At 61.6% G+C, this 18,150-nt stretch carries 15 protein-coding genes and 2 pseudogenes; 9 read left to right on the forward strand and 8 right to left on the reverse strand.

The annotated features are described in order from the left end of the window. Positions 1-217 precede the first annotated feature (217 nt). The 7 genes and pseudogenes from AU381_RS24505 to AU381_RS24535 all read left to right on the forward strand — a co-directional run bounded on the left by AU381_RS24505 (position 218) and on the right by AU381_RS24535 (position 8,663). Entirely contained in the window at positions 218-874 is a 657-nt protein-coding gene (locus tag AU381_RS24505; RefSeq protein WP_014857948.1) for a CBS domain-containing protein, read from the forward strand. Between the two features lie 220 nt (positions 875-1,094). Continuing rightward, entirely contained in the window at positions 1,095-3,470 is a 2,376-nt protein-coding gene (locus tag AU381_RS24510) for a phosphoketolase family protein (RefSeq protein ID WP_014857946.1), read from the forward strand. A 93-nt stretch (positions 3,471-3,563) separates the two neighbouring features. Further along, positions 3,564-4,199 (forward strand): Spy/CpxP family protein refolding chaperone, encoded by a 636-nt coding sequence (locus AU381_RS24515; RefSeq protein WP_014857945.1) that lies wholly within the window; start codon positions 3,564-3,566, stop codon positions 4,197-4,199. 110 nt (positions 4,200-4,309) lie between these two features. Then, complete coding sequence (locus AU381_RS24520; protein ID WP_369983760.1) at positions 4,310-4,498, forward strand: DUF2933 domain-containing protein; 189 nt, start codon at positions 4,310-4,312, stop codon at positions 4,496-4,498. Positions 4,499-4,645: 147 nt separating this feature from the next. After that, positions 4,646-5,050 (forward strand): annotated as a pseudogene (locus AU381_RS24525) (ATP-binding cassette domain-containing protein); the annotation flags it as partial. 3 nt (positions 5,051-5,053) lie between these two features. Further along, on the forward strand, positions 5,054-7,417 hold the full coding sequence (locus AU381_RS24530) for an ABC transporter permease (RefSeq protein ID WP_014857942.1): 2,364 nt from the start codon (positions 5,054-5,056) through the stop codon (positions 7,415-7,417). A gap of 4 nt (positions 7,418-7,421) precedes the next feature. Next, a complete protein-coding gene (locus AU381_RS24535; RefSeq protein WP_014857941.1) occupies positions 7,422-8,663 on the forward strand; it encodes an efflux RND transporter periplasmic adaptor subunit in 1,242 nt (413 codons plus the stop codon). Positions 8,664-8,919: 256 nt separating this feature from the next. Here the strand turns inward: AU381_RS24535 and AU381_RS24540 are convergent. The 7 genes and pseudogenes from AU381_RS24540 to AU381_RS24565 form a co-directional block, all read right to left on the reverse strand. Then, positions 8,920-9,239, reverse strand: a pseudogene (locus tag AU381_RS24540) (DUF6691 family protein). Continuing rightward, a complete protein-coding gene (locus tag AU381_RS24545; protein ID WP_014764615.1) occupies positions 9,236-9,667 on the reverse strand; it encodes a YeeE/YedE family protein in 432 nt (143 codons plus the stop codon). The pseudogene AU381_RS24540 and the gene AU381_RS24545 overlap by 4 nt, the downstream one beginning before the upstream one ends. 58 nt (positions 9,668-9,725) lie before the next feature. Further along, positions 9,726-10,049: a c-type cytochrome gene (locus tag AU381_RS29060; RefSeq protein WP_014857939.1), complete on the reverse strand. Its 324-nt coding sequence runs from the start codon at positions 10,047-10,049 to the stop codon at positions 9,726-9,728. 72 nt (positions 10,050-10,121) lie between these two features. After that, the gene (locus tag AU381_RS24550) at positions 10,122-10,412 is read right to left on the reverse strand and encodes a hypothetical protein (RefSeq protein WP_015633543.1); all 291 of its coding nucleotides are present in this window, start codon (positions 10,410-10,412) and stop codon (positions 10,122-10,124) included. Between the two features lie 282 nt (positions 10,413-10,694). After that, a complete protein-coding gene (locus AU381_RS24555; protein ID WP_014857937.1) occupies positions 10,695-11,276 on the reverse strand; it encodes an NAD(P)H-dependent oxidoreductase in 582 nt (193 codons plus the stop codon). Between the two features lie 12 nt (positions 11,277-11,288). Next, positions 11,289-12,326: an alpha/beta fold hydrolase gene (locus AU381_RS24560; RefSeq protein WP_086018071.1), complete on the reverse strand. Its 1,038-nt coding sequence runs from the start codon at positions 12,324-12,326 to the stop codon at positions 11,289-11,291. Positions 12,327-12,440: 114 nt separating this feature from the next. Further along, complete coding sequence (locus AU381_RS24565) at positions 12,441-14,768, reverse strand: heavy metal translocating P-type ATPase (RefSeq protein ID WP_174552540.1); 2,328 nt, start codon at positions 14,766-14,768, stop codon at positions 12,441-12,443. A gap of 165 nt (positions 14,769-14,933) precedes the next feature. Between AU381_RS24565 and AU381_RS24570 the strand changes: the two genes are divergently transcribed. Continuing rightward, positions 14,934-15,611: a YoaK family protein gene (locus AU381_RS24570; protein ID WP_014857934.1), complete on the forward strand. Its 678-nt coding sequence runs from the start codon at positions 14,934-14,936 to the stop codon at positions 15,609-15,611. 219 nt (positions 15,612-15,830) lie between these two features. After that, positions 15,831-17,081 carry an MgtC/SapB family protein gene (locus AU381_RS24575; RefSeq protein ID WP_064244299.1) on the forward strand — a complete coding sequence of 417 codons (1,251 nt, stop codon included), beginning with the start codon at positions 15,831-15,833 and terminating at the stop codon, positions 17,079-17,081. A gap of 220 nt (positions 17,082-17,301) precedes the next feature. Here AU381_RS24575 and AU381_RS24580 read toward each other — a convergent pair whose 3' ends face one another. Next, the gene (locus tag AU381_RS24580) at positions 17,302-18,129 is read right to left on the reverse strand and encodes a 3'(2'),5'-bisphosphate nucleotidase CysQ family protein (RefSeq protein ID WP_037456727.1); all 828 of its coding nucleotides are present in this window, start codon (positions 18,127-18,129) and stop codon (positions 17,302-17,304) included. Positions 18,130-18,150: the final 21 nt, after the last annotated feature.

Genomic DNA, 18,150 nt, shown 5'->3' on the forward strand with positions numbered 1-18,150 from the left:
CATGATTGGATTCTCTCCATCTGAGCGGATCGGTCATTGAGCGAGATCAAACCCGCAGCGGCGAATTATGTTTGATAATGCCTCGTCAGGAGGGGTGCGCCGGGACAACGCTGCACGGTGCTGATCTTATCATTACGGCCGCCAATTCTTTGATCGGGATCAATCGCCCGCTGCGCCGGAAGGCGTATGCTGCGAGGCGACATGGGAGTTTGATGCGATGCTGGCCAAAGACATCATGACCAAGAAGGTGCTTTCGGTAAGTCCCGAGCACAGTATAAGCCATGCTGCACTTACTATGCTCGAAAATCGAATAAGCGGACTGCCTGTATGCGACGACGACCGCAAGTTGGTTGGCATTTTGTCGGAGGGCGATTTGTTGCGGCGTGCAGAGCTGGGATCGGCAGCATGGCCGAGCGCCATCCGAGACAAAGCCGAACCGGAGGCCTTCACCAAGACACATAGCTGGCGCGTCGGTGACGTGATGACCCAGCGTGTCGTCACGGTTGATGAAGACGCGCCTCTCGGCCGCATCGGCGCGATAATGGCTGCCAACCAGATCAAGCGGATTCCAGTCATGCGAGCTGAAGAGATGGTCGGCATCATAAGCCGAAGCGACATTCTTCGGGCGATCGCTGCCGCCGTGCCTGATGCGATAGCCGGAGGTGACGAGGCGATGCGGCGTGCCGTCCTGGCGCGGCTTTGTTCCGATCTCGGGCTCGACGGAGGGGCAGTCGAGGTGACTGTCGAGAATGGAACCGTCAGCTTGTGGGGGCAGGTCGAAAGCGAAGCGGAACGCGAGGCGGCCCGAGTGGCTGCCCAGACGATCAGCGGTGCGGGGGGCGTCAGGAACAAGTTGCGTATTATCGCTACCTGAGCGCCTAATCGACGATGCTGCGGGTGTGGTTTTAGCCGGTACTGCCCACCACAGTAAATGGCAATTGCGTCGCCCGGCAGGTCATCCGTCCGCTTGTCATCCGAAGATTTATACTGGGCGAGCCGCCACTCAGGATGATCGAGGTCCGAGTGACCGCGGCAGATGAACCGATCATCTTTGCAGGCGCCGTCACCGAAACCCCAAGCCAGGAGCTCTCCCGATGACCGATAGCCTTTCGCCCGACCTTCTGGACCGGATCGACGCCTATTGGCGCGCCGCAAACTATCTTTCGGTCGGCCAGATCTATCTTCGCGCCAACCCGCTTCTGAAGCAGAAGCTCACGCTTGCGCATGTGAAGCCGCGCCTGCTCGGCCACTGGGGGACCACACCGGGCTTGAATTTCCTCTATGTCCACCTCAATCGGCTGATTCAGGTGCATGACCTCAACATGATCTATGTCACCGGGCCGGGGCACGGAGGCCCTGCCCTTGTGGCGAACACCTATCTCGAGGGAACCTACTCCGAGCTCTATCCGGACGTTGGGGAGGACGAGGCCGGTCTTAGGAAGCTCTTCACGCAATTCTCCTATCCGGGAGGTATTCCGAGCCATGTGGCGGCCGAGGTGCCGGGTTCGATCAACGAAGGCGGCGAGCTCGGCTACTGCCTTATGCATGCTTACGGCGCGGTCTTCGACAATCCTGACCTGATCGCTGCCTGCGTCGTCGGCGACGGAGAGGCAGAGACGGGAGCGCTCGCGACGAGCTGGCACTCGAACAAATTCCTCAACCCGGCACGAGATGGAGCCGTTCTCCCGATCCTGCATCTCAACGGCTACAAGATCGCCAATCCAACCGTTCTCGCCCGCATCAGCCATGAGGAACTGGAGGCGCTGTTCAGGGGCTACGGCTACAAACCGCTGTTCGTCGAGGGCGCGGATCCGCGACAGATGCACCAGCTTATGGCGGCAGCGCTCGACAAGGCCCACGGAAAGATTGCCGAGATCCAGCGGCAAGCCCGCAGCGCCGGATTTTCCGACCGCCCTGCCTGGCCCATGATCATCTTCCGATCGCCGAAGGGCTGGACCGGGCCGCGCGAGGTCGACGGCAACAAGACCGAAGGTTCCTGGCGTTCGCATCAGGTGCCGCTCGCAAAGCTCGCGGACGTGCCGGAACATCTCGACATCCTCGAAGGGTGGCTGAAGAGCTATCGGCCCTCAGAACTGTTCAATGAGGATGGCAGGCTTCGTCCCGACCTAAAGGACCTCGCGCCAAAGGGCGAACGCCGCATGGGAGGCAATCCGAACGCCAATGGCGGCCTTCTCCTCAAAGACCTCGATCTGCCGGATTTCCGTCGATACGCGGTGGAGATCGACATTCCGGGCACCCAGACCGCGGAGTCGACCCGCGTCGCCGGCCATTACCTCCGCGACGTTCTGAAACTCAACGCGGAAGACCGGAACTTCCGCATCTTCGGGCCCGACGAAACCGAATCGAACCGGCTGTCGTCCGTCTTCGAGGCGACAGATCGCGCCTTCATGGGCGAGATCCTCGAGAGCGACACGCAGTTATCGCCCGACGGCCGTGTCATGGAGGTGCTGAGCGAACATCTCTGCCAAGGCTGGCTGGAGGGCTATCTGCTGACAGGTCGGCACGGCTTCTTCTCCTGCTACGAAGCCTTCATCCATATCGTCGACTCGATGTTCAACCAGCACGCAAAATGGCTGAAGGTCTGCCGCGAGATTCCCTGGCGAAGGCCGATCGCGTCGCTCACCTACCTGCTGACCTCGCATGTCTGGCGGCAGGACCACAATGGCTTTTCGCATCAGGATCCCGGTTTCATCGATCATGTGGCCAACAAGAAGGCCGACATCATCCGCATCTATCTGCCGCCGGATGCGAACTCGCTTCTCTCGGTGGTCGATCACTGCGTGAGGAGCCGCGACTACGTCAACGTGATCGTCGCAGGCAAACAGCCGCAGTTGCAGTGGATGGACATCGACGCGGCCGTCGCGCATTGCCGGACCGGCCTTGGCGTGTGGGAGTGGGCGTCCAATGACGAACACGACCCCGATGCGGTGGTCGCCTGCGCCGGCGATGTGCCGACCATGGAGGCGCTTGCGGCCGTGATGATCCTGCGCGAAACATTTCCTTCGCTGCGGCTGCGCGTCGTCAACGTCGTCGACCTGATGGCGCTGCAGGCGCCCAGCCAGCATCCTCACGGCATTGCGGACGATGCATTCGATCGGATGTTCACGACCGACAAGCCGGTGATCTTCGCCTATCACGGCTATCCCGCGCTCATTCACCGGTTGACCTATCGCCGCGCCAACCACGCCAACTTCCATGTCCATGGCTACCAGGAGGAAGGCACGACTACGACCCCGTTCGACATGGCCGTTCTCAATAGGCTTGATCGTTTCCATCTCGCCGAGGCGGTGGTCGAGCGCGTGCCGTCGCTCGCAGCGGCGCGAGAAGGCTTCGCCCGTTTCGTCGAAAGCAAGCTCGCGGAACATGATGCCTACATCCGCGACAATGGCGAGGACTTGCCGGAGATACGGAGCTGGCGATGGTTGGCATCCGCCGCTGACGCGCAGTGACGGATGCTTGGAGAACTTGATCTGCGTCAATGTAGATCGTCCCAGACGTCGTACCTTGAAGGAAGTCCTTTACCGAAGGTTAGGAGAGGCGAAATGGCGACACTGCGGACGATCCTGCTGGCGAGCACAATGCTTATGCTTGGCACGCCAGGCTTTGCAAAAGACGCGCACCATCCCGAGGCCACAGCCGGGCAGATCAGCGAAGAAGCTGTGCAGCCGGCGGTTCCCGCCGCAAATCCGGTCGCCGGGATGCCAGGCGGCATGATGTGCGGTGACATGATGGCCGGCATGATGCGGATGATGGCCGGCGGACAAGACCCCATGGGCATGATGGGCGGCCAAGCATCTGCGGGGCAGACCGGCATGAGTGCGATGGCCCAGATGATGGCCCCCGAACACATTGAGGGACGTATCGCGTTCCTGAAGACGGAACTCAAGGTAACGCCTCAGCAGGAGGCGTCTTGGAACGCCTTCACCGAGGTTCTGCGCGCCAATGTCGGCGGCTTGCCGGACGGCATGATGCAGATGCCGGGCGCTATGAGCGACCAGGGCGGTGCCGCCGCGACCCCACTGCAGCGCATCGAAGTCAGGGAAGGCATTCTGAACAGCCGCCTCGAAAGCGTGCGCAAGTTGAAGGCTGTTCTCGCGCCTCTCTATCAGTCGTTCGATGGAGCGCAGAAACAGAAGGCTGACAGACTGCTCGTGCCTCCGATGATGGGCATGATGTAAGAGGGAGACCATTCGTATGAGCAGCGGCGGCAGCCAACGCCGGTTTGCACGGCGAACATGAGAGAGATGTTGCGGAGCCTGCAGGCTTCTGGCGCTCCAAGACAGGGATCGTGCTGATCGGTTTTCTACTGATCGGCGGATTTCTTCTCGTCTCCGAGCATCGCGTGCACGCCCTCGGCTTTCTTCCTTATCTGCTCGTCCTTGCCTGTCCCCTGCTGCATATTTTTCATCATGGTCATGGCGGCCATGGCGCACACAAGCGCGGTCTGTCGCACCGCGGTGCACCCGAGGTCCGCTGAGGCGCATGCGGGATTAAGGCGACCGCTCCTGCGTCCCGCGCGCCCGCGGAGGAGACAATGACGGAGACGATATTTCGCGCGCGGTCCCTCGCGAGAACCTGCCTGACCGGCGAAGTTGCCGTGCAGGCACTGCGTGATCTCAGTCTCCTGACCGTTTACGAAAGCGTCGCCCTCGTCACCGAGATTTCGCCCAACCCCATCCAGCCTCACGAGGCGCTGGCGCCCGTTGGACTCGATGCCCGGCGAAACCACTTTCCCGCACAGCTCTCGGGGGGAGAACAGCAGCGGGTGGCCATTGCGCGGGCGATAGCCAAACGCCCGGAGGTATTGCTCTACGACGAACCGGCGGGCGCACTGGATTCCAAGACTGGGATCCGCGTGATCGACGCGCTGATCAACGTCAACACCCAGCTTGGCACCACGACGCTCATCATTACCCACAACGCAAGCATTCAGGCGGTCGCCGATCGTGTGCTCTTCTTTGCTGACAGAACGATTTCGAGAATTCAAGTGAATGAGCGGCGGCTCACCGCCGAGGCATTGACCTGGTGATGCATGGCCACGCTCGACACCAAATTGCAGCGGGATCTGAGGCGGCTCTGGGGTCAGGTCCTCGCCATTGCCCTAGTGATAGCCGGCGGTGTCGCATCCCTCGTGCTGTCGATCGGATCGTTCAGGTCGCTGGATGAGACGCGCACCGCCTACTACGAACGGTACGAGTTCGCTGATGTCTTCGCGGAGGTGACAGGGGCTCCGAATACGCTTGTCGCTCAGATTGCCGAGATCTCGGGCGTCGCCGCGGTCGAGGCCCGCATCGCCGAATTCGCGCTGCTCGACATCCCGGACTTTCGCGAGCCGGCGACTGGCCGTTTCATATCGCTTCCGGAGGATCGTCCACCGCAGCTCAATCGGCCCTATATGCGAGCCGGCCGTCTGCCTGGCCCAAGTCAGTTTAATGAGGTGATGGTCAATGAGAGCTTTGCGAAAGCTCACGCCTTTGAGCCGGGAGACCGGTTCTCGGCCACGCTAAACGGCCGCAGGCGTGAGCTTACCATCGTCGGTATCGCATTGTCGCCGGAATACGTCTACGCGATCGGACCGGGCGACCGGATGCCCGACGATCGCCGCTTCGGTGTGATCTGGATGTGGGAGCGCGCCCTGGCCGAAGCCTACGGTCTCGATGGCGCGTTCTCCTCGGTCAGCCTCAAGCTGATGCCGGATGCGGTTGAGACCGAGGTCATCGGCGCACTCGACGACCTGCTCGATCGCTACGGCGGCGGTGCCGCCTACGGACGCAAAGATCAGACGTCACATGCCTATCTCGATCACGGCCTCGATATGCTCCGGAACATGAGCCGCACGCTGCCGCCGATTTTCCTCATCGTCAGCGCTTTCCTCGTGAACCTGACGCTAAGCCGACTGGTCGCACTCGAACGGGAGCAGATCGGGCTGCTCAAGGCGTTGGGGTACTTCAATACCAGCATCGTTGCCCACTATCTGAAATTCGTCGCCGCGATTGCCTTCATCGGCATCGCGATCGGTAGCGCGGCGGGGACCTGGCTCGGCGTCTACGTGACGCGGCTTTTCGGCGAGTACTACCGGTTCCCATTCCTCGTCTTCGCCGACAATCCCGATGTCTATGTCCTCGCCGCGGTCCTCAGCATAGCTGCTGGGATCGGCGGGGCGTTTCGGTCCCTTCGCGAGATCGTCTCGTTGGCCGCTGCAGTCGCGATGCAGCCTCCGACTCCTCCGTCATTCCGGCCCTTGCTGTTCGGATGGCCCGCACTTGGCTCCGTCGTCTCACCGCGTACGATGATGATGCTCAGGAACGTTTCGAGGAAGCCGATCCGGGCGGCCCTTGCGACGCTCGGCATGGCCTTTGCGACTGGCATTCTCGTCGTTTCACTCTTCGTTGGGAATGCCATGGAGGAACTGATCGACGTGACCTACTTCATGGCCGATCGCCAGGATGCCACGATCAGCTTCGTGGAGAAGCGGCCCGAGGCCGTCCTGTTCGACGTGAGCAGACTGCCCGGCGTGCTCGCGGTCGAACCCTATCGCCAGGTTCCTATCCGCATCCGAAAGGGAAGCCGCGAGCGCAGGACGCTGCTCTCCGGCAGGCCCGCCGGAGCGGACTTGAGCCGGATCATCGACGTTGATCTGCGCACTGTCAGTCTGCCGGAGGCAGGGGTGGCGATTTCCGCCTATCTGGGACGCCTTCTCGATGCGCGCGTGGGCGACACCGTCGAAGTGGACCTGCTCGACGGCCGGCGACGGACGATTCAACTGACCGTAGCCGCCCTGGTGGAGGATTATTTCGGCATTGCCGCGATGATGGATGCCCAAGCTCTTTCCCGCTTGTTGCGCGAGGCCCCGACGGTGAATGGCGTCCATCTCAGCGTGGACGACGGCAAGCTTGATCTGCTCTACGGGGCCATAAAGCGGATGCCGACGGTTGCGGGGGTAGCGCTGCAGCGTGTGTCCCTCGTGAATTTCCGTCAGAGCCTGGCGATCATTGTGACGACGATGGCGGGCATCTATACGGGGTTGTCCGTCGTGACCGCCTTCGGCGTCGTCTACAACAGCGCCCGCATCTCGCTTTCGGAGCATGCGCGAGAGCTGGCGACCCTGCGCGTCCTCGGCTTCAGCCAGGGCGAGACGATGCGCATTCTTCTGCTCGAACTGGCCGCTATCGTCGCGCTTGCCCAGCCGCCGGGTTGGGCGATCGGTTACGGCCTTTCATTGGTGATGAACAAGCAGCTTGCCGGGGAGCTCATGCGCGCGCCCCTCGTCGTCGAGAATGCCACCTATGTGCTGGCGACCGCGGTCATCTTCTTCGCGGCACTGATTTCGGCGCTTGTCGTCGGGCGTCGCGTCTACGAGCTGGACCTGGTGTCCGTGCTCAAAACCAGGGAATAAGGCCATGCAAGCGAAATGGCTGAAACGGGCCGGATGGCTCACCACTGTCGGGGCGGCGGCGGCTGCCGCCGTCTGGTTCGCCTGGCCGCGGCCGATCCCCGTGGACATGGCCGCCGCTGTGAGGGCGCCGATGGCGGTGACGATCGACGAAGAGGCAAGAACACGCGTCCGGCATGTCTACACGGTCACCGCGCCCGTGACCGGAAAGGTTCTCAGAATCTCCCTTCCGGACGGCCATGACGAAACATCCCTTCACGTCGGCGATGAAGTGATTGCGGGCAAGACGGTAGTGGCGATCATGCAGCCGGTGACCCCAGGCCTGCTCGATGTACGCTCCAGGGCGGAACTGCAGGCAGCCGTCGTCGCCGCGAATGCTATCATCACCTTGGCGGAGGCAGAAATCCGCCGTATCGAAGCGGCAGTCAGGTTCGCTCGTGCCGAACTTGCGCGCGCCGAGGGGCTTGCACGCACCAACACGATTTCTGCACGTGACTTGCAAAGGGCCAGGTTCGATCTCGATACCATTGAAGCGCAACTCGCGACTGCCAAGGCACAGCTTGACGTTCGGCGGCGAGAGCAGGCGGTGGCGTCGGCACGCCTCACCGGATCGCCCGAGGCGGATGTAAGCACCGGCGAAGGCTGCTGCGTCCAAATCCGCGCACCCGTGAACGGCCGTGTGCTCAGGATCGTCCAGGAGGACGAAGCGGTCGTTCAGGCTGGCGCGCCGCTCATCGAGCTCGGTGATCCGAAGGACCTCGAGATAGTCGCGGATTTCCTCTCGAGCGAGGCCGTCCAGATCGACCCCGGTGCTGCGGTCATCGTTGACGGCTGGGGTGGACCGGCCCTGCGCGACCGAGTGAAGCGCATCGATCCCGCCGGCTTCGTGAAGGTTTCGGCTCTCGGAATCGAGGAGCAGCGTGTCGGCACCGTTGTCGATCTCGTCGATCCGCCCGACTCCTGGTCTCGGCTTGGCCATGACTTCCGGGTCATCGTCCACGTATCCATTTGGGAATCGGAAGACGCCCTCGCGATACCCGTGAGTGCGCTGTTTCGGCGGGGGGACGACTGGGCTGTCTTTGCGGTGAGCGACGGTCGCGCCCGAGCCACGATCGTCCGCACTGGACAGCGAAACAGCAGGATGGTGGAAGTGTTGTCGGGGCTCTCGCCAGGGGACCGGGTCGTGCTCCATCCGAGCGACCGTGTGGCCGACGGCACGATGGTGGCAGAGCGGCACAATCGCGCTTGACGCCGCCGTACCCTTGACCGGACCACTTCGCCATGGAGATCGTCGGAGGCCCCGCGGCTGAGGTCCGGTTCGCGCAAGGAAACCGACATTGATGCTGGAGCCTCGTTAGTCGTTTATTGCCTCTTCCTGGAAGCGGCATGAATGGCTGATCGCTTTGCTGTGCAGCTCACCTGCTGCGGTTCGCTCCGGCGGCCGGCTTTACCCATCCACAAAGTGCCTCCACATCACGCTTCACCCAAGCGGAGGGAATACACTTTCAATTTGCCGAGTAGTTCGGAAGACGCTGGCGGTGTGATAAGCGGTAAACCAACATGCCGATCAGCATTGCCGCAACGAAGAGAACGGCCTCCCATAGAAGCGGCTGTCGAGCAAGGGAGCCGAGCCGCGGCTGCGGATGATGTTGGCCACGGCAGAAGGGATCAGCGCGCCACCCATGACAAAGGCCAGCGTCGGGTCCCAGTTACCCGCGACATCGAGGAACGCCAGCACACGTCCGGGATTGATCATGTCGGAGATTACCAGACCCGCCCCGAAGATGAGCCCGCACACGATCGCTGCTAACATCTGGGCCCTCATGGCTGGACTCCAACGAGATGGCGGGTGACGAAGACCGTCGCGCCCGCAACGGCTATGAAGATTGCTGTGGCGGCAAGCGAACGCGGCGAAAGCCGCGCAAGCCCGCAAACGCCGTGGCCGCTCGTGCAGCCCGATCCGAGCCGGGTGCCATAGCCAACGATGAGTCCGGCGGCAATCAGCAGTGCTGGCGAAGACGTGAGCGTGATGTCGGGGTGGCGGACGAGCGTGGCCGTCAGCCAAGCGCCTGCGATGATGCCGGCGAGGAAACCCAGTCCCAACTTGCTGTCGCCGTCATGGGTCAAGCCGGCTGCGGCGGCCGCGAGGCCGGAAATCCCGGCTATCCTTCCGTTCAGCAGAAGGTAGAGGCCTGCCGACAGGCCGATCAGGAGGCCGCCTGCCAGGGGCCAGAGATAGTTTATTTCAGTCATTGCGCTCACACTACGTTCTCAGGTCGGACGTCGTTCTCCTCGGCCGGAGTAGAATCAACTAAGGTCGTTTCGCCTTGATGTACGCGACGAGATCGGCAATCTCGGAACGTGTCAGCGACAGATTGGGCATGCGGGAGTGGTGAGGAGCAGCCAAGAAATCCGAAAGTTTCGCCTCATCAAACGGCTCCGATTTACCAATTTGAGCGAATGTCGGAACCGTATCAGAGCCGCGCATTTGTCCAGGTGCAACGACGTGACATTCGCTGCACCAGCGTTGAGCGATGCCGCGGCCGCGGAGTCGATCGGCCGCGGCGCTCTCGCCGACGACCATCGAAAGGAGAGCAACGGTGACAGCGCTTTGAAAACCGCTTATTCGCTTCATTGCAGCCAGGTCCTATTGGGGTCACCTGCAACTCGCGTTCGTGTCACCGGCCAGGGTTGCAAGCAACACATCTCAAGCCGCGTCCGGGTGAAGAGCTTTCCAAGCAGACACATCAGTCGCAGTTACTGTCACGCACCCAGCAGACGTGAGCTCTTTGCCATCGAATTTGTGAGACGCGATTTCGCTGAAGACTGAGACATATTCCTGCAGGCGGCACTCGTTGCACAGCGGCGGATCGGCGATGTCGAGCAGCGCTTCCTTCGTAACAAGAACGATCTCGTCGCCTCCGACGTCTCTTCCCATGATCAGAAGCGCCTCGTCACCCGATGCCTTCATCATTCCACTGACCAACTTCAAGGGCATTTTCGTCCTCCCGGCACGCGTGCGAGTGGAGCCACCAATCTGTGTTCACTCAAGCATTATGCTTCGCGCGCACAGAAACTCCTTGATCAAGCTCAAAGTCGGTCTCCAATCGCGAGCCTCTCGTAAAGGTAGATCGGGCGATCTGTTCGTGTTGCACTCAAGCGACCGGGTCGTTAGCAGAGGAGAATGCGCTGAGGGGCCGCCGCGTTCAAACGGCCTTGGGTAACTGGCGACCTTTCTATCTGACCAGCAGGAATGAGTTTCCCCGCTTTGAGGTTGAAGTCAGCGCGCCCGTCTGCCGAAGTCGCGCATGTCTTTGATCCAGCGAGAGCGCTCCTTCTCGTCGGCAAACGAGAGGCCATAGAAGCTCTCGCGAATAGGCTTGATTCCGGCGAAGCCCAGCATACTACGCTCGAAACTGCGCACGCCATAGGCGCCGAAATACCACCGATAAAGAAGCACCGGCATTCCCATTGTGACGATTATGCGGGCGGAGCGTCCGGCCAGCAGCCGCTTCGGAAAGCCGCCCTTCTTGTATTCCATTGCAAAGCCCGGCCTGAAGATGTGCTCGAGAAAGCCCTTGAGCAGGGCGGGCATCGTTCCATGCCAAAGAGGAAACAGAAAGACCCAGTGTTCTGCCCAGCGCATATCCTCACGCGATTGCTCCAGGCCGGGTGGCAATGCCCCGGTCTCGAAATCCTCCTGGGTTCGCAGCAGCGGGAACTCGAGCTTGGCCACCTCTATGCGGCGCACCTGGTGTCCCGCTGCCGTGGCAGCATCGGCATAAGCGTCAGCCATGGCGTGCAGGAGGTGCTGCCCGGCTGGGTCCGGATGGCCCTGGACAATTGTGACGCGCCTGGTCATCTGCTGTCTCTCTCATGACCGCGTCGACGACGGTGCGGGCGAATTTGGCCAAACAGACGGCCCGCCACGGGACCCGGAAGGTTGCATTGTGCCTGTCTGAGCAAGGAAATCGCTGACCGCCTTCTTAACGTCCTCCCCATCTCCAACGAGCAGATGCCCGCCGGTGTCGTAGACGACCAACTTCGCGCCCGGAATGCTGCCGGCCGCGAATTTGGCTGCGGGGAGCGTGTTGAAAAGATCATCCTGGGCCGAGACGACCAAGGTGGGAGCGGCGATCTTCTCGAGAGGCAGCCGGTGGAGATCGGGCGCACTATCGATGTTAATGCCGGGGAAGCGCCGCGAAAGCGGTTCGACGCTGCGGATAATGGCCATCACGCGATTTCGGTCGTTTTCGGGGGCCGCTTCAACAACTTCAGGGGGCACCCCGAGGAAGCGGATGAGAATTGACGGAGCAAGCTTTTCGGTCGCCCACCAGGCGAAATCGGCGCCGGTATTGACCAGCCAGAAGACAAACGCGCTGCCACGACTCCCCTCGACCATCACTGGACTCTCGGGCGCGTAGGTTCCAGGGACAATCAGAATGAGCGCTGACACCCTATCCGGATGGCGAAGCGCCAGTTCGATTGCCGAGCGTGCGCCCGCCGAGACACCGACGACCACGGCTTTGTCGATCTGAAGCTCGGAGAGCAGCGCCCTATGGGCGTCCGCTTGGGCGGCGGGCGACGCATCGGACGGAATCGGCGTCCCCAGATACCCGAAGCGCGACGGAGCGATGACGCGAAAGCCGTTTCCGACAAGATCGGCAACGTTGGTCAGCCCCTGATCCCACCCGCCACCTGCACCGTGGATGGACAGGAGCGGAGTGCCTTCACCTCGCTCGGCATATTCGATCGGACCTGCGGCCGTATTCGCAACTCGCGCGCCACTGGCGACCGCAAAACGCGCGCGGTCGATGTCATTGCTGTAGGACAGGAAAACCAGCCCGCCTGCGACCACGACAGCGATAGAGACCGCTGATAACTCCCACCCGATCCGACCCATGGCCGCCATCCTTGGAATTCAAACTTGCGGATATCCTAGTCGGGTTGAGCCCGAAGGACTTTGATGTCCCTCAAACGGACCGATGAGATGCACAGCGATCGGCCGATTTCGATCCGCTCTTTCCTACTGCTCGTCCTCGAGCAAGCGATAGATTTCCTGCTCCTGGGCAAAGTGTAGCCGGGTGATCGCTTCGAGCCCGTGGAGCAGCCGCTGGATCTCGTAGCGCTGCGCCGGGCTCGGCCCGTGCGCGCCGAGGGCCTTTCGAAGGGAGGTCAGGCTGTGGACCTGACGCTGAATCTCCATGTGAGCCCTACTCATGCCGGCAAGGGCATCCGGCGTGGCCGCCCGACTGCGCAGTCTCGGATAGAGTTCCTCGTCGTCCTGCCGCTCGTGCGGCAGAAGACGTCGACGGAGCAGGGCGTCCAGGTCCGCAAGCTCCTTACGGACTTCCGTTTTCGGCAGATTCTGAATGCGTTCGGTCGTATGGCGTAGCTCGTCCACCACGTCCATCAGGGCACGATGCTCGGCTTCGAGCTGTATGAGCTCCGCGTGCGGTAATTGTGTTGTTTTCCGCCAGCCGCGCTTAGGGTTTCCAAGAGCGCGCAGCGCGTTCAAGATGGCGACGACGTCGATCGCTTCTTGCAGCAGTGCACCCTGAACCGGTGTCAGGTAGCCGAAGGCAGCCGCAAACATGCCAGCGACGGACAGGCCCATGCCCATATAGACGCTCTGGAGGGCTATGCTGCGTGACCGGTGCGCGATGCTGATGGCGCTGACGAGGCGATCGAGCCTGTCCACCAGGATCACGACGTCCGCCGCTTCCGAGGAGGCAGCCGCCCCGCGCGCGCCCATAGCCACCCCAACATCGGCGGCTGCGAGAGCCGGCGCATCGTTGACGCCATCGCCCACCATCATCACCGGTCCTGCCGATCTTTCCGCTTCCACAATCCGAGTTTTGTCCTCCGGCTTCAATTCGGCGACAACGCTGTCCAACCCGAGGAAGGACTGAAGGCTTTCCGCGAGCTCGGTGCGATCCCCGGTCGCAAGCACGATCCGATCGACGCCGGCCTCGCGCAATCGCCTCAGCACGCTGCCGGCCTCCGGCCTGACCTCGTCCGCAAGCAGAAACGCCCCCGCCAGAATTCCGTCCTTGGCGGCGAGAACCGAAACGGTGCCATCCCTCCTGATCCACTCCCGGATCTCTCGCGAGAAGGCGGTCTCCTCGATCCTGGCGCTGACGAAATCCCAGCCGCCTACCGCGATCTCGTGGCCGTCGATGCGGCCGGTCACGCCGGAGCCCGCCTCTTCACGGGATCCAGATGGTGCGGCCAGCCGCAATCCCCGCTCTCTTGCGGCTGCGACCAGCGCGCGGGCGATGACGTGGTGCGAGCCCTGATCCAGCGATGCGGCCAGACGCAGCACTTCCAAAGGGTCGAGATCGGTGCGGGACTTGACCTCGATAAGACGGGCCCGGCCATCGGTAATTGTCCCGGTTTTGTCGAGGATCACCGTCTTCACGCGCGCAAGCATCTCGAGCGCGCCGCCGCCCTTCACGAGCACGCCTTTGGCGGCGCAGCGGGAGACACCGGAGACAATCGCCACCGGGACCGCGAGAATGAGAGGGCACGGTGTCGCAACGACCAGGACTGCGAGCGCCCGGATCGCTTCGCCACTCTCGGCCCAGGCGCCGCCGGCGAGAAGGAGCGTGATCGTGAGAAACACCAGCGCGTAGCGGTCGGCAAGCCGAACCATCGGCGCCTTCGCGGCTCTTGCCTCCTCCACCAGCCTGACAATTGCCGCATAGGTACTATCGCTCGCCGAATTCGCGGCGAGCATTTCGAAGGCGTCGCCAGCGTTCGTCGTGCCGCTCGTCACCGGCTCGCCGGATCGGCGGCGGACCGGCAGGGCTTCGCCCGTCAAGGCCGCCTCGTCCAGAACGGCGACGCCATCCATCACGTTTCCATCGACCGGCACGACTTCGCCACGGCGCACCAGGATCCGGTCGCCAGGTTTCAACTCTTCGACGGAAACCTCCTGCAACTGCCCATCCGCGTAGCGAGCGGCGATGCGCGGTACCCGATTGAGTAGCGCCGTCAGTTCTCGGCGTGCGCGCCTTTGAGCAAAATCCTCGAGCGCCTGTCCACCCGTGTACATCAGTGCGACGATGCTGCCGGTCAGGTATTCGCCGAGAAGAAGGGCGCCGCCCATCGCCAGCGCTGCGATGAGATCCAGCCCGAATTCCTTCCTTCCGAGACTGATCGCGATCTCGGTAAGGAGGCTCGCAAGGATGACCGCGGTGCCGGCAGCCCAGGACGAGGCGCTGAGATCGGGCCGGTCCGCGAGCCAGGCGACTGTGCCGGAGAGCAAGGCTACAGCGATGACGGCAAGGAGAAGGCGCTTGCCCAGCGCTTCTCCTTGCCAAAACGGCTCGAAAACTCGGCTTCTAGTCAAGGTGCTCTCCGACAGATCTCGTGAAAGATATAAGATAACAGGATCGTTGCCTTGATCCCGCGCAATGCCCCGCAGGAATGCTAACCGCGGCCGAGCGTATCGTGAGCTTGCAACAGCGGGCGGTGTTTGCTTTGCTTGGAGGGGTTTCATTTTGGATCATCACAAATGACGGTACAGCGGCGGCGGCGCATCATTAAGCGTCAGAGGAGTTCTGTTGGTTTGGCGCTTGTCGCTGCAATATCGTTCCTCGCAGGCATGACGGATGCCATAGGGCTTATGTCCCTCGGGGATTTTGTGTCGTTCATGAGTGGCAACACGACTCGCGCATCCGTCGCCCTGATCCAGGGCGACGTCGCGCGGGGAGTGCTTCTCATCGGGGGCCTGATCACCTTCGTGATAGGGAACGCCGCGGGAGTGATGGTCTCGATCAGGTTCAGGCCGCAAGCTGTTTTGCTGTTTGTATCCGTTCTGCTCGCATGCGCAGCCCTGTTATCCGATCAAAGAGAGCTCCGGTTCCTTTTGCTTATTCTGGCGATGGGAGCGATCAACGCCTCTGTCGAGCAGATCGAAGGGCTGCCGGTTGGCTTAACATATGTTACCGGGGCACTGTCACGCTTCGGACGAGGTTTGGGACGCTGGGCGATGGGCATCCGCAACACGCATTGGGTCATCCAAATCGTGCCGTGGCTCGGCATGATGGCAGGAGCCATTTCAGGGGCAGCCCTTGTTCAACAAGTGGGCAACCCTGCCCTATGGTTACCGTCGGCTGCAGCCCTGTCATTGACAGCAGTCGCGATCCAAATACCCCGGCGCTGGCAAAGCAGGTTCATTCAACACCGTTAGTGTATTGGCGCAAGTGAGCTTACCGAGGGCCCACTTACGCGCGCTGGCCGGCCGCTCCAAATCGGATATGCTGTCCGGCCTGATTCACCGGAGTAAATGCCTCAAGACTTGCGCTTCCAGGGGCGGCGACAATACAGCGCCGTGCGTCTTTTCAGACGCGCTAAGGTCCTGTAGCACTTTGAATTGCTGCATGTTGCACGGGGGCGAAGCCGAAAGCGAATGGAAGCTCTTATTCTCCGTTTAGGGCTTGCTCTGGCAATAGGCCTGCTCGTGGGACTTGAGCGAGGATGGCGGGAAAGGGAAGCGCCGGCAGGCAGCCGCACGGCAGGCCTCCGCACCTATGGTATTTCGGGTCTGCTTGGGGGGATCTTGGCGGCACTGTCCGATGCGCAGCGGAGCGACCTCATCTTTGCCGCAGGTTTCATGAGCTTCGCGCTGAGTTTTACCTGGTTCAAGCTGCGCGAGGCGCGACACGATGAGGATTTCAGCGTCACCGGCGTCATTGCCGGATTAGCGGTTTTCGCGCTCGGCGGATTGGCGGTGACTGGCGATTACAGGGTGGCGGCGGCGGGCGCGGCTGCACTCGCTGGCGTGCTCGCCAGCCGCGAGCTAATGCACAACCTTCTCAAGAAACTGTCATGGATCGAACTGCGTTCGGCTCTCGTGCTGGCGGCGATGACCGCGATCGGGCTGCCTCTTCTCCCAAACCATGCCATTGACCCCTGGGGCGGTTTTAATCCACGTGAAATCTGGCTCTTCACGGTCCTGAGCGCCACCATTTCATTTATCGGCTACGTCGCGGTTCGCTTGCTTGGCTCGTCAAGAGGATTGTTGGTGGGCGGCTTGGTGGGCGCGGTTGTTTCGTCGACTGCCGTGACGGCTAGCTTCGGTCAGAAAGCACGCTCTGGTGAGGAGCCTACGGCATTGGCGGGAGCGGCAAGCATAGCAGCCGTCGTATCGCTACTGCGGGTGCTGGCGGTCGTCCTTCTCGTCTCCCCGCGCGTCTTGCCCGTGGTCGCCGTACCGATCATCGCGGCTGCGGCCATTTTCGCCGCCGGTGGTGCCGCTCTGATGACCAAATCTCCACCTACCGCCGACGAGCCGGTCAATTCGCGGAATCCGTTTGAGCTCGTTCCGCTTCTTATCTTTGCAGGCCTGTTTGCCCTGACCGCTACGACCGGCGCGGCCTTGATGACCGGTATGGGCAATAATAGCTTGATCGCGATTTCGGCCGTGTCAGGGTTATTCGACGTCGATGTGGCGATACTGACGGCGCTTCGCGCCGGCGGCGGAGCGGCACCGCTGCAGATTGTCGCGGCCGCAGTGCTCGTCGCAGTACTCGCAAACGCAGGCGGAAGGGTATTGGTTGCGATGACGTCTGGAACACTACGCTATGGGGCATCGCTCGCCACTGTATCGCTTCTCGCCGCAGGTACCGGAGTCGCGGTTTATTTCTTCATTGTCCGCTAAATGAGCGTCCAGTCTTCACCGCTGCCGTTGCGGAGAGCGAGATCGAAGGTTCGGGGTCTCACTCATTTTAGTCTCTCCAGCTTCTATGCGGTCGGCGCGCCGCAGGGCAATAGCGCCTACGTCTATTCAAACGCACAAAGGACGCTGTAGCACTTTGAATTCCTGCGTGTTTTGTCCTTAAATCAGCTACGATTTAAAACATCGCCGCTGCAGCTCTGGATCAGTCCGGTGGCCCCGTGTTGCGAAGACTGCGTATGAGCATCAGGACCCTCTCAGCGAGAGATATTGTGCATGCGGCGACGAATCCTTCATTCTTCATCTCAGCCAGATAGGGCAGCCGGATGCCGTCCGGGCGCAGAACGACGCCACCGGCAGCTTCGATCAATGCTTGTCCGGCGGCGCTGTCCCAAACCATCGTCGGTGCAAGCCGGAGATAGAGATCTGCTTCGCCAGCGGCGATGAGAGCGAACTTCAACGAGGAACCGACCTGCCGAACATTGGTCGATTGCAAGTGCTTAACAACCTCTGCTGTGTGCGGATCAAGGTGAGAACGACTGGTGAGAATCAGCGGCTGCGCGCGTTGGTCGGCCACCACACCGCCGAGAATTTCGCGGGTGTCCTCGTGATCCATGACGACGAGCTTCCCCGAGCCGCTGGTGAAGAACATTCGGTCAAGCGCCGGCGCGAAGATGATTCCGGCAGACGGTGCCCCATTCTCTATCAGAGCGATATTGACGGTGAAATCCTCTCGTCCTGAGATGAATTCCTTGGTCCCGTCCAAAGGGTCGACGAGGAGGCAAGTGGAAGGAATACCCGCTTCATAGCTCGACGCGTCTTCTTCACTTACGAGCCGAATGGCCGGAAAGAGGCCTGCGCAGGTTCGCCGTATGATCGCTTCACTCTCAAGATCCGCAACAGTAACGGGTGAGGCGTCGTTTTTGAAGCGGAATGGGAGCGGCGTCCTGCGATGCGCTAAGATAGCTGCGCCTGCCGCTCTGACCACCGGCAGAAGACTCTCAACGAGATCCTTTCTTGCCTTCTCATCCACTGTCGTATTTCCTCCCGAGCC

Source organism: Sinorhizobium glycinis (assembly GCF_001651865.1).
Taxonomy (GTDB): domain Bacteria; phylum Pseudomonadota; class Alphaproteobacteria; order Rhizobiales; family Rhizobiaceae; genus Sinorhizobium; species Sinorhizobium glycinis.

Excerpts from the sequence above, each read along its gene's own strand:
- AU381_RS24505 (WP_014857948.1), top strand. The coding sequence starts at position 218 with ATGCTGGCCAAAGACATCATGACCAAGAAGGTGCTTTCGGTAAGTCCC.
- AU381_RS24510 (WP_014857946.1), top strand. The coding sequence starts at position 1,095 with ATGACCGATAGCCTTTCGCCCGACCTTCTGGACCGGATCGACGCCTAT.
- AU381_RS24515 (WP_014857945.1), top strand. The coding sequence starts at position 3,564 with ATGGCGACACTGCGGACGATCCTGCTGGCGAGCACAATGCTTATGCTT.
- AU381_RS24530 (WP_014857942.1), top strand. The coding sequence starts at position 5,054 with ATGGCCACGCTCGACACCAAATTGCAGCGGGATCTGAGGCGGCTCTGG.
- AU381_RS24535 (WP_014857941.1), top strand. The coding sequence starts at position 7,422 with ATGCAAGCGAAATGGCTGAAACGGGCCGGATGGCTCACCACTGTCGGG.
- AU381_RS24545 (WP_014764615.1), bottom strand. The coding sequence starts at position 9,667 with ATGACTGAAATAAACTATCTCTGGCCCCTGGCAGGCGGCCTCCTGATC.
- AU381_RS29060 (WP_014857939.1), bottom strand. The coding sequence starts at position 10,049 with ATGAAGCGAATAAGCGGTTTTCAAAGCGCTGTCACCGTTGCTCTCCTT.
- AU381_RS24550 (WP_015633543.1), bottom strand. The coding sequence starts at position 10,412 with ATGCCCTTGAAGTTGGTCAGTGGAATGATGAAGGCATCGGGTGACGAG.
- AU381_RS24555 (WP_014857937.1), bottom strand. The coding sequence starts at position 11,276 with ATGACCAGGCGCGTCACAATTGTCCAGGGCCATCCGGACCCAGCCGGG.
- AU381_RS24560 (WP_086018071.1), bottom strand. The coding sequence starts at position 12,326 with ATGGCGGCCATGGGTCGGATCGGGTGGGAGTTATCAGCGGTCTCTATC.
- AU381_RS24570 (WP_014857934.1), top strand. The coding sequence starts at position 14,934 with ATGACGGTACAGCGGCGGCGGCGCATCATTAAGCGTCAGAGGAGTTCT.
- AU381_RS24575 (WP_064244299.1), top strand. The coding sequence starts at position 15,831 with ATGGAAGCTCTTATTCTCCGTTTAGGGCTTGCTCTGGCAATAGGCCTG.